General features: G+C 42.7%; 10 protein-coding genes and 1 riboswitch. Of the genes, 8 read left to right on the top strand and 2 right to left on the bottom strand.

Going from position 1 to position 16,682, the window contains the following annotated elements; genetic code table 11:
• Window positions 1–107: 107 nt before the first annotated feature.
• The 4 genes from AB4140_RS14615 to AB4140_RS14600 all read left to right on the top strand — a co-directional run bounded on the left by AB4140_RS14615 (window position 108) and on the right by AB4140_RS14600 (window position 7,523).
• On the top strand, window positions 108–3,782 hold the full coding sequence (locus AB4140_RS14615) for an ATP-binding protein (RefSeq protein WP_372001499.1): 3,675 nt from the start codon (window positions 108–110) through the stop codon (window positions 3,780–3,782).
• Window positions 3,782–4,444 (top strand): condensin complex protein MksE, encoded by a 663-nt coding sequence (locus AB4140_RS14610; RefSeq protein ID WP_076540535.1) that lies wholly within the window; start codon window positions 3,782–3,784, stop codon window positions 4,442–4,444. The genes AB4140_RS14615 and AB4140_RS14610 overlap by 1 nt, the downstream gene beginning before the upstream one ends.
• Window positions 4,441–5,661 (top strand): phosphoenolpyruvate carboxylase, encoded by a 1,221-nt coding sequence (locus AB4140_RS14605; protein WP_102436706.1) that lies wholly within the window; start codon window positions 4,441–4,443, stop codon window positions 5,659–5,661. Before AB4140_RS14610 ends, AB4140_RS14605 begins: the two co-directional genes overlap by 4 nt.
• A gap of 620 nt (window positions 5,662–6,281) precedes the next feature.
• Complete coding sequence (locus AB4140_RS14600; RefSeq protein ID WP_102436708.1) at window positions 6,282–7,523, top strand: dicarboxylate/amino acid:cation symporter; 1,242 nt, start codon at window positions 6,282–6,284, stop codon at window positions 7,521–7,523.
• Window positions 7,524–7,694: 171 nt separating this feature from the next.
• On the opposite strand, the gene AB4140_RS14595 is transcribed toward AB4140_RS14600, so the two are convergent.
• On the bottom strand, window positions 7,695–8,687 hold the full coding sequence (locus tag AB4140_RS14595; RefSeq protein WP_102436710.1) for a class 1 fructose-bisphosphatase: 993 nt from the start codon (window positions 8,685–8,687) through the stop codon (window positions 7,695–7,697).
• Window positions 8,688–8,936: 249 nt separating this feature from the next.
• Between AB4140_RS14595 and AB4140_RS14590 the strand changes: the two genes are divergently transcribed.
• Complete coding sequence (locus tag AB4140_RS14590; protein ID WP_303446521.1) at window positions 8,937–11,213, top strand: S9 family peptidase; 2,277 nt, start codon at window positions 8,937–8,939, stop codon at window positions 11,211–11,213.
• 194 nt (window positions 11,214–11,407) lie between these two features.
• Here AB4140_RS14590 and arcA read toward each other — a convergent pair whose 3' ends face one another.
• Window positions 11,408–12,124: a two-component system response regulator ArcA gene (gene arcA, locus AB4140_RS14585; protein WP_076540527.1), complete on the bottom strand. Its 717-nt coding sequence runs from the start codon at window positions 12,122–12,124 to the stop codon at window positions 11,408–11,410.
• Window positions 12,125–12,827: 703 nt separating this feature from the next.
• On the opposite strand from arcA, the gene AB4140_RS14580 reads away from it, so the two are divergent.
• The 3 genes from AB4140_RS14580 (at window position 12,828) to AB4140_RS14570 (ending at window position 16,623) form a co-directional block, all read left to right on the top strand.
• Window positions 12,828–13,265, top strand: coding sequence for a DUF3293 domain-containing protein (locus tag AB4140_RS14580; protein WP_102436771.1), 438 nt, complete (start codon window positions 12,828–12,830; stop codon window positions 13,263–13,265).
• Window positions 13,266–13,682: 417 nt separating this feature from the next.
• Window positions 13,683–13,859: riboswitch (Lysine riboswitch) on the top strand.
• A 248-nt stretch (window positions 13,860–14,107) separates the two neighbouring features.
• Window positions 14,108–15,457: a lysine-sensitive aspartokinase 3 gene (lysC, locus tag AB4140_RS14575; protein WP_102436714.1), complete on the top strand. Its 1,350-nt coding sequence runs from the start codon at window positions 14,108–14,110 to the stop codon at window positions 15,455–15,457.
• Window positions 15,458–15,474: 17 nt separating this feature from the next.
• Window positions 15,475–16,623, top strand: coding sequence for a succinylglutamate desuccinylase/aspartoacylase family protein (locus AB4140_RS14570; RefSeq protein ID WP_102436716.1), 1,149 nt, complete (start codon window positions 15,475–15,477; stop codon window positions 16,621–16,623).
• Window positions 16,624–16,682 lie beyond the last annotated feature (59 nt).

The raw sequence follows: 16,682 nt of genomic DNA, 5'->3' as shown, positions 1-16,682 counted from the left end.
CAGCTAAATTGCTTCATTCAGCGCTTTGATTTAACTTATAGCTCATTAAAATAAATTCCCTAAAATCTTGTTTTTAGCCGTTGCGGAAAGTACGCAAAAGGATGCCAATGCCAAGCTTGATCAGAATAGTGTTAATTAATACTCACCTTCCTGGTGTGGTGGAACTGCAGCTAGATGGACACACCAACATTTGTGGTACCAATGCTTCAGGTAAAACCACACTGCAGCGATTAGTCCCAGTGTTTTATGGTGAGTACCCTAGCCGAGTCGTGCCTTCAACCCGTGATAGTTTTGAGCGTTGGTATCTTCCCCATGATTCAAGTTACATCATCTATGAATATCAAAAGAGTGACGGCCAGCTTTATCAAGCGCTAATGGCATCCGCCGGTGACGGTAAAGGGGTGAATTACCGCTTTATTGCCAAAGGTTTCGAGCTTGATGATTACGTTAAAAACCGTAATGGCGACACCATAATTTGTCATAACATGGCGGAATTACGCCATGTTATGAAGCGCCAGTCGGTGCCGCATACTAACTTGCTTAACACTCGTGAATACCGCGCGATTATTCAGCATGACCGCAGTTTGTTGTCTACGGGTGGTAATAAAAGCGAGTTGCGTAATTATGCCCATCAGTTTTCATTATGTGATAGCGAATACTCGCTACGTCATATCGAGAAACTGGCCAAAGCGGTGCATTCTAAAGAAGGCAAAATGGAAACCGTTAAGTCGATGGTAGCCGCCATTTTAGAAGAAGATGGTGTTAACCCGCCAACCTCACGCTTAAACCCACAGCGAGTAGAAAGCTGGATCCGTGAAAGTCAGTTAGTTCAAGGTTTTGAGCAAATTCGCCCTGAATTTGAAAAGCTAGAACAAGAGTTTAATCAGTTACTGAGCGCCGAGCTTCGACTAGGCAGTTTAGCTAAAGGCTATCGCGCCGATGAAACCTTTGAAGCACAGCGCCAAGAGCGCAGTGAAAATCAGTCTAAAGAGACCAGTTTACAACTGCGCCTTCTGGACGAAGAATGGAAAGAAGCCCGCGATGAGATCAGCCAAGAATTGTCATTCGCCCAAGGTGATATCCGCAAATATGAAGCTGAGCTTGATGGCATTGAAGATCAATATGAAGGCTTTTTAAATGCCAATATTGAACAAGCTAAAGCCGACTTAGACAGTTTAGATAATTGGCGCAGTGATTTAGAAAACTTATCAGAGCGTCATAAGTTACAAACTGAAAAGCACCAAGACATTGAAGCGGCTTACAGTACCCGCCGTAGTAAAATTGCTGAGCAGTTACACCGAGAGCTTGAGTCACTGCATCAAGAGCAAGATAGCATTCGTGAAACCCGTGATGCCCAGCGTGAATCTGCTAACGATGATTTAACTCAACTCGACAGCTTATGGCGTGAAAAAACCGATGCCGGTAAAGCGCAGTTTGCAGAGCAAGAATTTAAACTCAAGCTCAGCCAAGGTGAGCTGAAACATCAAATCGACGGTGTCAGCTACACCGAAGAAGAGAAAATGAGCTTAGCAGTGTTTGATGAGCGCATTAGCCGCGCTGATGAAGAACAAGAAAGCTGTAATCAGAAAGTCGATCGCTTATCAATAGAAGAAAGAAAACTGCGCGCCAAACGCGATCAAGTCTCTGAGGCACTTCGAATCGCCAGTGTGAGAGTGAATGAGCGCTTAGCTGATGTTGATGATGTCAAAGGGGTGTTATTTCCACAATCACACACTCTATTAGAGTTTTTGCGTAAAGAGTCCTCAGGTTGGGAGCAAAGCTTTGGTAAGGTTATTGCCCCTGAACTATTACACCGCACCGATCTCCATCCCCATGTTGCAGACAGTAATGGCGAGGTATTATTTGGTATTGGCTTAGATCTTAAAGCCATTGATGTGCCTGATTATGCTGCCTCAGAGCAAGATTTACGCCTGCGCTTAGCTAAAGCTGAAGAAGCCTTAGCTCAAGCTGAAGAGTTAAAGTCGGAAAACGAAGATCAACTGGTAGCCATTAACGATCAATTAGACACGCTTAATAAAGAGCTGACTTTTGCTCGCACTGCTTATAAAAACAGCCGTGAAGATGTGCGGCGTTTATTTGATGAAAAGCGCAGCTCACAAGAGCAAATCAATCAAGCGTTATCCGAGCGTAAAGCCCATGCCAGCAAGCGTCTGATTCAATTAGAAAACGAGCTCAAGCAGCAGCACAATAAGCACCTAGAGTGGCTTAGTGAGCAAAAAGAGCAAGCCCTTGAAGCCCGCATGGAAAAAAATGCCTATTGGCAAGATGTGGTCGGTGCGCTAGATAATCAGCTAGGGCAAATTAAAGCCAATATCGACACTCGCCGTAGTAATGCTAAGCAAGAGCAAAAAGCCTGTGAATCATGGTACAAAAACGAGCTTAAATCTCGCGGGGTTGATGAAGCGGCTATCGTGGCATTAAAAGGGCAAATTCGGGATCTTGAAACCCAAATCAGTAATGCGGAAAAGCGTCGCAGTGATGTCTTGCGATATGAGCATTGGTATCAAAATGCCTGGCTAATTGCCAAGCCGAAATTGCAAACCGATTTATCCAAAGTTAAGCAAGCAGCCCTTGAGTTAGAACAGCAGCTTGCCAATAAAACCACTGACGTTAAGCAGCGTAAACAACACTTTGAAAGCTTGAAAAAAGCCTCGGATGCTGCGCAAGTTGAGGCTTCTGAAAATCTCACCAAGCTGCGGGCTGTGATGCGAAAACTGGCTGAGCTTAAATTGCCGCCAACTAAAGATGAAGCCGCTGGTGGCATTGGTGAGCGCTTAAGACAAGGTGAAGAATTATTACTACAGCGTGATTATTTACTGGGCTCAGTAAAACAATACGTTGAGCATTTTGATTCGGTTATTGCCAGTAAGTCAGGCTCGAGCTTAGCTGAGTTTTGGGAACGTGCCCGAGATGAATCAAGCTTTAGCAATGATAAAGGTATCCGCCTACTGGATTATCGCAAGTTGGTTCCACAACTTGAACAGTTATTGAATGTGATGGTGCCGCAATCCTTGATGGCCATTCGCGAGCAAGGGCGTATTTTTGGTATCGACTTAACCGCTTATTACGATGTATTAGCAGACATCGACAGACGTATCGCCTCCCAAAGCGCGCGTATTACTCGCGAAGTGGGTGAAGAGTTGTTTCTTGATGGGGTATCTGAATCCGCGGTTAAGATTCGTTCTCGCATTAGCGAACTTGAGTTTTGGCCTGAGCTTGAAGTGTTTGTTAAAGCCTTTAAACAGTGGAAAGCCGATGGCTTTAGTGAGCTGCCTGATGAGCATTACACCTCAAGTATGCGCCGCGCCTTAGATATTATTGGTCGCTCGGCGTTAAGTGGCGGCATTGCTAAACTGCTGGAAATTGAGCTGCGCTTAAAAGAAGGCAACAGCGACTTAATTATTCGCACCGATAGACAGCTTAATGAATCTTCAAGTCATGGTATGGCTTATCTGATTTTATGTAAGTTCTTACTGGCCTTTACTCGCCTATTACGGGGTAAAGCCGATGTCACTATTCATTGGCCTATTGATGAGTTGGGCACCTTGCACCACACCAACGTGAAGAAGATATTTGATGCCTGCGTTAATAACAATATCAGCGTATTAGGGGCGTTTCCTAACCCAGAATCTGAAGTGCTGAACTTGTTTGCTAATCGCTACATTATCAATAAGCAAACCCGTAAATTACAAGTGGTGAAACCTAAAGCCAACCCATTGGCTGCACGCTTAAGTCAACATGCCAATAAGGAGGCTATTTAATGTCTGAGGTTACGGCAAGTACCGAAACAACACTGGTTGGCACTGGCATGCTGATTGAGCAACTGCTTCGTGGTGAGTTTATTTGTCGCACCACCAATGAAGATGGCTGGCGCGCCCTGAAAAGCAGTGCCACCTTTGATAAAGTGGAGCAGTATTTAAATCAAATCAACCGCACGATTTCTTCTGCAGCAGAAGGTGATGTGTTCTTTTGCGGCTATCAGCAACTGGGTGAGCAAGAACGTAAAGTGATTTCTAGCCAGTTTAAAGATATTTGCTCGGCGCTTATTCCGCTGGTGGAATGGTTGGTGCTAGTACAAGAAAGTAGCGGCCAAGATGCGCCTTTAAGTGAAGGTGCGCCAATACGCTTAACTGAGCTGCAAGCGCGTATTGAAGATACGCCAGCGTTTATGGAGCAGCTCGCTAAGTTGAGCCAATATCGCTTATTTGGCTCAACCAGTAGCAATGCCGACAACCAAATTAAATTGGTGTTTAAGCGCTTAGTGGAGTTGGGTTATTTGGTAAAACCTAATAGCGAGAAACAAATTTATATTGCCACCGGCAAGCTTGATTATTTGTACGAAGTGATTCGCTTTATTGATGAAACTGAAGGGTTAAGCCTTGAAGCGCAAGCTGAAACGGCCACCCAAAAGGATTTATTATGAGCAATAATTTACATCAAGCGGGGGTTAAGCTACTAAAACAGCTGAGTCGCCATTCTGATGTGGTTATGGATGCCTATCTTGCTGGCTCAGTGAATGAGCAAACCCATGACGCCGCAGTGATTGAGAAACTCAGAAAAAGTGGCATTTTATGGCGCCCAGAGCCCGATGAAGAACTGCGCTTAAAACGCTCGGTACGGGCGTTACTTGAAGAAGCTTTAAGTGATGAGCGTAATCGGCAAATTGATGCCAATGTCGGCTCGGCGTTTAGCACCATTAAAACACTGGCTGATCATTACAAAGAAGCAAGGCACAATATTGATTATGGCGCAGCAGAGGCGTATTTAGCTGACTTAAACGAGCACGTTTACAGCTTTACCGACAGCCTGCGCTACTCCATTCGGGTATTGTGGGGCCGTATTAATAATGAGTTTGGTTATGTTGGTAGTATTAGTGCCAAAATTCGTGAAAATGAATTAGCCCAAAGTCAGGTGTCTGAATTACTCAACGGCTTAGAAATGTTCCAGTTTAGTGAGCTTAGTGATACCGCCGGTGATATTCGCGAGCTAAGACGCTTACTGGTGACCAATCTGCAAGAAACCTTAAGTCAGTGCATTCAAGAAATTAGTGCAGTGCAAGGGCGCTTGCTAGAGCTACTGGGGCGTTTTCGTCAAATTCAGGGGCGTACTCGATTATTAAAAGGCTTTTTACTGCACACAGATTTGCATCCTGATTATCAACCTGATGATCATGTGGCGCATAAGTTTGTGCCGAAATTGTTTAACTGCGCTGAAGCCATCATTAAGCCTGCCAGTGTCGACGTTAATAACGCCAGCCATGAGCTTATCTTGCTCGATACGGTGGCGAGAATTAAAACCATTAGCCGCGACTTATTGCCGGCAAAAGTGCGTGAGCACGATGTGTCCATGACCATGACTGCGGTGGAGGATTTTGATATTCCTGATAATCCACTAAAGCTAGCGGTAGATGAATACTTCTGCGCCGTGATTGATTCAGGAGTTCGTCAATCAGCACTGGAATACTTAGAAGAGCATAAGTTGCACTGGGCATCTGAGAATTGGCTTTATCAAGTGATTGGCGGCTACGAAGGTTTGCCCGATGAGCACAAAGCCTATTTTGAACTTGAGCCCATAGGCCATCCTGATCCTGTTTATAACGGTAACTTTATGATCCATGATGTGGAGTTATGGCTGGCTTAAACTTGATAAGTGAATCATCCCAGAACTGATTTACAAAAAAGCTGTTTGGTGCCAACCAAGCAGCTTTTTTATGTCATTTCATTAGCGCTACAGCCCGAGCTTCAAAGCTGCATTAACCGATAATAGAACAAGCTGTAATGTTGTGGTAATTAAGCGTCTTGTTTGCATTAATGTTATCTTTGTTGGGCACTGGTTAATGCTGCCAGCATGGGATAAATAGAAGCAAATGTTGCGCTTTTATAAAACGCTAGTTATTAGCTTAAATTGTCGTCAGAGTTGTAGTTTTCTCAACTTATTAGTGCTCTTGCGGTAGTGTATAATACTGTTAGTGTTGTGTTTTTTAGTCTTGAATCCTGCTAAAAATATTTATAATTCAACTGTTTTAGTTTAAGTTGTTTTAATTCAACAGTTTGGTGGTAGTTGTAAATGCTGCTGCTCAGTGGCCGCTCAAACTAATTGAACGATAGCATTGAATTAAATTGCTTCTTGTCCCAGTATCCTTGTCGTTAAAAATAATTAAAACAAATTTTCAGTCGAATTAACCTCAGTATTGAGCCTGTGTAAGTCGTTACAACAGCGAAATCAGCGTTAATTTGACTTTTATTAGGAACGTTCGCGATATGACCAAATCATTATCAAGCCGCATTTTTATCGGATTATTCTTTGGACTAATATTGGGCAGTATTGTCCAATTTGCCCTCAATGATGTCAGCTTCTTCTCAGGCACCTTAGTCAATGCTGCCAGCGGTATTGGTACCATGTTCGTTAATATGATCATGATGCTAGTGGTGCCACTGGTATTTGTCAGTATTGTTTGCGGCGTGTGTGAACTGCAAGATTTAAAGAGCTTTGGCCGTTTGGGCGGTAAAACCTTTAGCTTTTATATTATTAATACCTTGGTGGCTATCACAGCGGCATTTTTAGTCGCCATGTTACTGGAGCCAGGTAAAGGCGTTGATATGTCTAGCGATGGCGGCGTGAGCATTACTGCAACTGAGTTACCTAACTTAATGCAGCTGATTGTTAGCATAGTGCCTAATAACCCATTTGCCGCATTTACTTCAGGTAATATGCTGCAAGTTATTTTCATGGCCTTGCTGTTAGGCGGCGTGATTAAATCAATGGGTGAGAGCGTTAGCGGCGCAGTGCAAGGTTTTCAAACAGCCAATAAAATCATGATGCGCTTAATCACTGTGGTAATGAGCCTTGCGCCAATTGGTGTGTTTGCCTTGATGTTTAAATTAGCGGCAACCCTTGAGCCGGCTATTTTTGTCAGCGTGGTTGAATACCTGGTTATCATCTTAGCATTGCTGTTGTTATGGATTTTTGTGGTTTACCCTACAGCAGTGTCGATTTTCACCCCGGTATCAGCCTCGAGCTTTCGTGAAAAAACCAAAGAGCAGATTTTATTCTCGCTTTCTACCGCCAGTTCAAATGCGACCATCCCTGTGACCATGCGTACCTTAACCGATAAGTTAGCTGTTAGCCGCGCTGTCGCTGGATTCGGGGTGCCACTCGGGGCAACGATGAACATGGGCGGAGTGTCAATTTACATTACTATCGCGATTTTCTTTGTGGCCAATGCTTTTGGTATGCCAATTACAGCAGAGCAAATTCCAGCATTGTTATTTAGTGTGTTTTTATTGTCAGTGGGCGCTGGTGGCGTACCCGGCGGCGGCATGGTGATGATTGGTGTGCTTATCTACCAATTAGGTTTACCAGTCGAAGCCTTTGCCATTGTGGCAGCACTTGATCGTATTATTGATATGGTACTGACATCTTGTAACGTAGTGGGTGATACTGCGGTATTAACTATAGTGGATCAAACGGAAAAACCACATCAGCTTAATGCTGAGGCATAAGCTCGCTATTTAATCGTAGCTAAAGCGCTAACATTACATAGCCTGCAATTGCAGGCCATGTTGTTTTTAAAACTTAGTTATCTATTAGCTCAATCATTACTAATCACTAATAGCTAGCAAGATCAAAAAAACCGCCAGCAGGCGGTTTTTTAATAGTAGCTAAAAGCGCAATTAATCAATTGTCGGCTCTTGGCTGTAATCAACATCATGGTAGCTTAAGCAAGTATCCACTTCGTTGGCGCTACCAAGAATAACAGCAACACGTTGATGGATAGCTGTTGGTTCGATATCTAGGATATCACCATAGCCTGTAGATGCTTTACCACCGGCTTGTTCAACCAATAAAGCCATAGGGTTGGCTTCATACATTAAACGCAGCTTGTACGGCTTTTCAGGGTTCTTATTATCGGTTGGGTAAGCAAAGATACCGCCACGACATAATACGCGGTGAACATCACCCACCATTGCAGCAATCCAGCGCATATTGAATGACTTTTCACGGGGCCCAATAGTGCCTAATACTAAGTCAGCAATGTAAGTTTGCATTGGTGCTTCCCAAAAGCGCTGATTGGACATATTGATCGCAAATTCAGCGGTATCTTTACTGATACTCACTTCTGCTGTGGTGAGCAGGAACTCGTTAGTGTCAGGATCTAAGGTATAAAGTTGAGTACCTTGACCTGTGGTGAGCGCCATCATGGTTGATGGGCCGTAAAGCACATAACCTGCGGCAACTTGTTTGCGGCCACTTTGTAAAAAGCTTTGCTCGTTAAACTCGCCTTCGCCAGCAGGTAGCACTGAGAAAATCGTCCCTACCAGTGAGTTGATATCGATATTTGATGAACCGTCTAGAGGATCAAAACAAACTAAGTATTCGCCGTCTTGATTGACTTCAACAACATAATCTTCTTCTTCAGATGCAAGACCGCGAACATTGCCTTCAGCTTTAAGTGCATCTTTGAGCATGTCATTGGTAATCACGTCGAGTTTCTTTTGGGTTTCGCCTTGAACATTTTCTTGTTCAGTAGCGCCCAAAACACCAGCTAATGCACCATGTTGCACTGCTTTACTAATTGCTTTTGAGCAATCGGCAAGGCTAAGTACTAATTGTGAAAGCGAAGCTGATACTGCTTGGTTGGTCAGGGTTTGTGTCAAAGTTTGCATGCTTGTTCCTAAGACAGTAGAGGTTAAGGTCGGTAACCAGTGGTTAATGTTTTATTTTATTATCAAGGATAATACCTCAGATTTGTCCATATTACAGCGTGAAAAAGATGAGCAATATATGACTTGCAGTAGATTTGTTATAAACTCGCTGGTAAATAATGCTTTCAGTTGATTTTTGGTTAAATTAATATTGGCAGCGAAAATAATAATAACGATAAATATAAATTTATGGCTTCCCAAGGATTGATAATGACTAAAAAATGGAAATCGACCGCGGCGTTGATGCTGTCGGCAATTCCGCTAGTGTTTACTGGCGCTCTTATTTCAGATCATGCAATGGCCTCTACCATGAAAATATCCGGCAATACCACTCCACTGACCATAGAAAGAATTCATGCATCACCAGCCTTGGCCGGCGCTAGCCCTCGGGGATTAAAACTGTCTCCCGATGGTAGCCGAGTGACGTATCTTGCTAGCCGTGAAGATAACCAGCATTTTTATGACTTATGGCAAATGGATATCAGCACTGCAAAGCGCAGTATGTTGCTTAATGCCGATAAGCTGGCTGGGGGCGAATTATCTGATGAAGAAAAAGCCCGCCGCGAACGTCAACGTATTTATGGTCAAGGGATCATGGAGTACTTTTGGGCTGATGATGGCCAAGCGTTATTAATTCCAGCTGCAGGCAAGCTGTATTTTTATACCTTGGCGGATCAAAAGGCGCAGGCATTAAATACCGGTGAAGGCTTTGTCACTGATGCGCGTTTGTCCCCTAAAGGCCGTTATGTGTCATTTGTGCGCGAGCAAAATATTTTTGTACTGGAGCTGGCAACAGAAAAGCTAACTCAGCTGACGTTTGATGGTAAAGGGCCGATTAAAAACGGCATGGCAGAGTTTGTCGCCCAAGAAGAAATGGGCCGAATGACAGGTTACTGGTGGTCGCCAGATGAATCAGCTATCGCCTTTACTCGTATTGATGAGTCAGGTGTTGAATTAGTCACCCGTAATGAGATTTATGCTGACGGTATAAAACTGACTGAGCAGCGTTATCCTTATGCGGGTAAAGCCAATGTTGAGATTGAACTTGGCGTGATTGAGCTGGCGAGTAAAGCAGTGCAGTGGATTGATTTAGGTAAAGAGAAGGATATGTATTTACCGCGAGTAAAATGGCTGCCAGATAGCAAGCAGTTATCATTTCAATGGCAAAGCCGCGATCAGCAGGCATTGGACTTACGCATCATTAACCTTGGTTCAAAACCTGGTTCAGACGTTAAAGCTAACACGGTTGTCAAAGAGCGCAGCCAAGCATGGGTAAACCTTAACGATGACTTACATTTCTTAAAGCAACAACAAGCGTTTATTTGGGCCTCAGAGCGTGATGGTTTTAAGCACCTTTATTTATTTGACCTGTCGGGTAAACAAATAAAGCAATTAACCACAGGGCTGTGGGCGGTTGATGATCTTGAGTTTGTGGATGAGCAGGCGGGCTGGGTGTATTTTTCAGGCCGAAAAGACACAGTTGTTGAACGCCATTTATATAGAGTGTCATTAACCAGTGACAAGATTGAAAAACTATCAACTAAAGCCGGGATGCACTCAGCAGTCTTTGCTGATAAAAAACCAATTTATTTAGATTACTTCAATAGTTTAATTCAGCCGCCACAGGTGAGTTTGCACAATGACACTGGCGAGCATTTAATGTGGGTAGAACAAAATGAAATTAACCAAACCCATCCTTTGTATGACGTTGCGGGTTTATGGCAAATACCAGATTTTGGCCAATTAAAGGCTGAAGATGGCCAAAATCTGCAGTACCGATTATTTAAACCCACTGATTTTGATGCCAGCAAAAAATACCCAGTAGTTGTTCGAGTATACGGTGGGCCACATGCGCAATTAGTGGTTAATAGCTGGAGTGAAGCGGATTACTTTACCCAATATCTATTACAACAAGGCTTTGCTGTATTTCAATTAGACAACCGCGGCTCAGCCCATCGTGGTACTAAGTTTGAATACGTTATTTACCAGAATATGGGTGATGCAGAAGTTAACGATCAAAAAGTGGGCGTAGATTACTTAAGAAGTCTGCCATTTATTGATGGCGATAATATCGCTATTTATGGTCATAGTTATGGCGGCTATATGGCGTTAATGAGCCAGTTTAAAGCCCCTGATTATTTCAAAGCGGCAATTTCAGGTGCGCCCGTGACCGATTGGCGTTTGTATGACACCCATTATACCGAGCGCTATATGGGTCACCCTGCTAAGAATAAACAAGGTTACGATGCCAGCAGCATTACCCCTTATGTGGAAAATTATCAGTCTGGTTTGCTGATGTATCACGGTATGGCTGACGATAATGTGTTGTTTGAAAATAGCACCCGCGTATATAAAGCGCTGCAAGATGAAGGCAAGTTATTTCAAATGATAGACTACCCTGGCTCAAAGCATTCTATGCGCGGTGAAAAGGTGAGGAATCATTTGTATAAATCCTTAGCTGCCTTTTTAGAACGCGAGCTTAAGTAGCGCTGTTTATAGCAAATGGGTAATAGGTAATGGGTTGGCAATAATAGCCCATTAGTTATAGATCACTTGTTATCGTCCATGAGGGATAGTTCATTTTTAATAGCCCATAAAAAAGCCAAGTCACTGACTTGGCTTTTATTTTCATTTGCTACCCAATGAGCTTAATCAAATAAGCACATTAATTGCAGACGAAATTAATCTTCTAAGTTACCACAAAAACGGTAACCTTCACCGTGGATAGTTGCGATGATTTCTGGCGTATCTGGTAAACTTTCGAAGTGCTTACGGATACGACGGATAGTCACGTCAACAGTACGGTCATGTGGCTTAAGCTCACGGCCAGTCATTTTCATTAACAAGTCTGCACGAGTTAAGATTTTGCCTGGGTTTTCTACAAAGTGAAGCATCGCACGGAATTCACTGCGAGGTAATTTGTAAGACTCACCTTGTGGGCTAACTAAAGAACGGCTGTTGATTTCTAAGCTCCAACCGTTGAAACGGTAAAACTCAACTGAACCTTTTTCTTCGGTTTCAGCGCCAGCGCTGTTTACACGAGTTAATAGGTTACGAGCACGGATAGTTAATTCACGTGGGTTAAATGGCTTAGTGATGTAGTCATCAGCGCCAATTTCTAAACCAAGGATCTTATCAACTTCGTTATCACGGCCAGTAAGGAAAATAAGGCCAATGTTATTAATTTCACGAAGTTCACGGGCTAATAATAAACCGTTTTTACCAGGAAGGTTGATATCCATAACAACAAGATTAATCTTATTATCCTGCATGGCTTTATGCATTTCTGCGCCATCGTTTGCTTCAGTTACTACATACCCTTCGGCTTCAAAAATACTACGTAGAGTATTACGGGTTACAGCTTCATCTTCAACAATAAGAATGTGTGGGTTTTGCATGTCATTTACCTAAATTAAAAACAATTCGATTCTAGTCATGTTGCACTAGGGCTGTGGCGTTATATAGCTAAGAAAACGCCGATAATTTATAAATTCACGATAGGTGTTTATCTATGTCTGCCCTGAACAAAACACGCTTCATGACTAACTACAATATATAAACCAGTTTAAGGCACTAATATTTATCGCACTTCTATAAAAGAGTTATACGTGACGTAAATTTTGATCATAAAAAATCAATATTCAGATCGTATGCTGAGCTTGAGTAAGCTCACAACCTGTCAAAATATCTGTAAAACCGATGATTCATATAAACTAAGAGATTAAATTGCTGATTAAAGTTCCTTCGCAACCTAATTTTGTCCTACATTTATATTCAGTCTTTTAAAATGTAGAACACATTTTAAAAGCTTGAACACTTTACCAAGATTTAATTTCAGTAAATGTAGTCGCTTGTGTCACAACTTAGCGTTATGTAGCAAAATCTAGCTAGTGTGAGATATTGTACTCGTTTTAGGCATTTGTTAACAAATGAAATGTTAACAAATTTACGGGGAAGATTTGTTACAAAAATGCTTTTTTGGGTAAGCTTATGATTTTTAGGTTAAATATAATTATTGTTCTTGTGACTTACATCACACAGGGTGTTGGTCCAAGTCTTGGTTTGCTACACTGAATTGGTCTAAATTGAGAAAAATAAATGATGAATAATTCAATAGATAACCTTTGGTTTAAGTATCAAGGGACCCAATTTCTACTTACTCAGCGCCTTTCTTACGCTGTCCCCTTCGCCATTGTCACCGCCCATAATCCCTTAGGCAGCCAATTGAATCCGTGTCAAAACCGTTTGTTAGATAGGCGACTTCAACGGAAAATTCAGCAATTTAATAGCCCCTATCGTTGCTTAATTGGCGCGGCGCCAGACTTATCTCATATGGAAAAAAGTTGGGCAGTCTTTATAGAAAAAGACCAAGCGTTAGCGTTAGGCCGAGAGTTTAAACAGCTCGCTATTTACTATGTTGATAATGGGGTGTTGTCATTACTTGCCTGTGGTGAAGCACCTGACAAGGAAGTGTTAATTGGCGAGTTTGGCCCACGAACGGTTTTAGTTAATGAATTACCTGATTTGCACGATGAATAACATGATCGGCGATTAAGTGACATTTGTATCAGTTATCGAGGATGTTTAATATCAGTAACTCCTTCTATAGGTACTTAGTTAAGTGCCTTTTTTTATTGTTATTTTTATATTTTTATTAGGGCAATGGCTATTTATATACTGTTGAAACTTGATTGTTAATATTGAAGCTTAATTGTGCAGTTTAGTTGAAGGTTTTAACTCAATAACCTCGAGTTTACATTGAGGTTATTACTTTTTATTTTTTAATCACTATTGTTTTATATCACTTTTTTGTTTCAAATTATAAATAACAGCTTACATGATACTATTTTGAGCTCAGTGTCTCTATTTACGTATTGTGTTATTTGACGACTTTATGGCATATCCCAATTGACTTGAGTTGTTATTTATTGGTATTTTCATGCTCTTCCTGTGGGAAGAAACAGAAGAGGAGCGTTAGCTAGGTAGTAAGTTCGAGGAAAACCAATTCCTATGACAGCTTATGAGGGAGATTAGCGCCGAGGTACTGGTATGTTTGGTTGGCATTCGGTATCGGTCGTTTAGGTTGAATCCTAGCGATTGTCACCTATTTTTTGGTGGAGAGCTTCTGGTGAAAGATTGCTGTTTCCCTTCTTTAAGGGTGCGTTATCACTGCACCAGGCTCTTCGAACGAAGTAAGTTCGGAGTGTAATCATGTTTTTACGTATTAAATTTCAAGTTGTTCCAATACTGTGTACTCAGTTTATGTCTACTCAGTCCATGTCTACTGAAAGTATGTTTAGTCAAAGTTTGTCTGTTAAAACTTTGTCTACTAAAACTTTGTCTAGTAAAAGTTCGTCTGCGAATGTCGTGGAGGTATCAGCATGAGTTTAGTTGTTGCTAAGTTCGGTGGCACCTCAGTTGCTGATTTTGACGCCATGAACCGCTGTGCGGACATTATTTTAGCCAATGCCAATACCCGCGTCGTTGTTGTTAGTGCTTCTAGCGGTGTCACTAATTTACTGGTTGAGTTAACTCAAGCCAATGTAAACGACCAACGCCGCTTAAGTTTAGTCACTCAAATTGCTAAAATTCAATATGACATTGTTGATAAGCTGGCGCGTCCACAAGATGTAGCTGCTACGATTGATAAGCTATTAAGCAGAATGGCAGTGCTTAGTGATAAGTTAGTGCTCGATAGAAGCAAAGCCATCATTGATGAGCTGTTATCCATGGGTGAGCAATGTTCATCATTATTGTTCTCTGCGGTTATTCGCCAAAAAGGCACGCCATCAAGTTCATTTGATGTGCGCCAAGTATTAAGAACCGATAGCCATTTTGGTAAAGCAGAGCCGCAAATTGAGCAAATTGCGCTCCTAGGCGCGGAGCATTTACAGCCGTTATTGGCTCAGCAAGTGATCGTGACTCAAGGTTTTATTGGCGCTGATGAAGCAGGCAACACCACCACCTTAGGCCGTGGCGGCAGTGATTATTCAGCTGCGTTATTAGCTGAAGCCTTAAAAGCAGATGCGGTAGAGATTTGGACTGATGTGGCCGGAATTTATACCACTGACCCACGTTTAGCGCCTAATGCGAGACCTATCGCTGAAATTAGCTTTAATGAAGCGGCTGAGATGGCTACCTTTGGCGCTAAAGTATTACACCCTGCGACGATTTTACCGGCCGTGCGTCAACAAATTCAGGTGTTTGTTGGTTCCAGTAAAGCACCTGAACAAGGTGGAACTTGGATCCGTCATCAAGTAGAAGATGCCCCGGTTTATCGAGCTGTGGCTCTAAGACGCGATCAAACTTTATTAAACCTGCATAGCTTACAAATGCTCCATGCTCAGGGCTTTTTAGCGCACACCTTTGCCACGCTTGCTAAGCATAAAATTTCAGTTGATTTGATTACCACCTCAGAAGTTAATGTGTCACTAACGCTTGATAAAACCGGTTCTGACTCCAGCGGGCAGGGGTTATTAAGCGAGTCATTACTGCAAGAACTATCACAAAATTGCCGTGTAAGAGTGGAAGATAAATTAGCTTTAGTGGCGATTATTGGTAATCAAATAGCGTCAACAGCAGGTATTTGCAGCCGAGTTTTTGGGGTACTTGAACAGCATAATGTGCGCATGATTTGCCAAGGGGCTAGCCCACATAACTTATGTGTTCTCGTCGCTGAATCTGAAGCCGCAGATGTGGTTAACTCTCTGCACCAAAACTTATTTGAATAATTGCTAACGTGGCAGGTATGACATCAGTGAATTCAATTACAGAACAGGCTAACGATTATTCAGCCACCATGTCTCGGGTTGAAGTGGGAGAGCTTGCCACAGGCCAAGCGTTAACGGCGCCACTGTTTAGCTTTAAAGGCTCAGATGACGCCGCGCCCAGTGTTTATATTCAGGCCAATGTTCATGGGGCTGAAGTGCAGGGTAATGCGGTGATACATCAGCTGATGACTTTACTGCAAGACTACACTGTATTAGGCGATATTCACTGCGTGCCATTAGCCAACCCTTTAGGCATTAATCAAAAAAGTGGCGAGTTTACCTTAGGGCGATTTGATCCTATCACTGGGGTGAATTGGAACCGAGAGTATTATGATCAGTCACTTGATATTGCGAGCTGGTTCACTGAGCATCAACACTTTGCCGACAAGGACTTGTTTAGTGCTTTTAGGCAAACCTTAGTCAATAATTGCCAGCAACGTTTAGCCAACCTTTGGGGTATTAGTACCGGGCATCGCTTAGCGGTGACATTACAACATATGGCCCATGGCGCTGATATCGTGCTTGATTTACATACCGGGCCTAAATCTGCAAAGCACCTTTATTGCCCTGAGTATGATGCAGCCGCAGCCGCGTTTTTCTCGATCCCCTTATCGTTAATTATCCCCAATGAATTTGGCGGCGCCATGGATGAAGCGGTTTTTTGTCCATGGTGGCAATTAACTGAATATGCAGCGTTAAAAGGGCGCATATTCGATGTGCCTGTGGCGGCTTTTACCTTAGAGCTAGCAAGCCAAGAACGTATTGATATGGCAGATGCTAAAAATGATGCCCTAGGTATTTTGGCCTATTTGAGCCATCGGGGAGTGATCAAAGAGCATGTTGCTCCTGCCAGCATGAAACGCTGGGGCTGTTACTTAAAGGATTATAAAAAGTTTCATGCCCCTAAAGCGGGTTTAGTGGAATACTGCGCAGCGGTTGGTGAGCCGTTAGCTGCTGGCGAGCCTTTAGTGACCTTATTAAGGTTAGATCAGTACGGCAGTGATAATGCCGTCACTTCGGTGAGTTTGCCGATAGATTGCGTGCCAGTGCTGCATTTTGCTTCAGCTTCAGTCCATCAAGGCACTGAGCTGTATAAAGTCATGACTAAGGTATTTGAAATTCCATAAGCTAAATAGATAAGTTAATTTCGTTTTTTCAGCAAGTTAAGCCCGTAGCTAGTTTTTAC

Source organism: Shewanella sp. 10N.286.51.B2, assembly GCF_041469265.1.
Lineage (GTDB): Bacteria > Pseudomonadota > Gammaproteobacteria > Enterobacterales > Shewanellaceae > Shewanella.
This window is presented reverse-complemented; position numbering and strand designations above follow the sequence as displayed.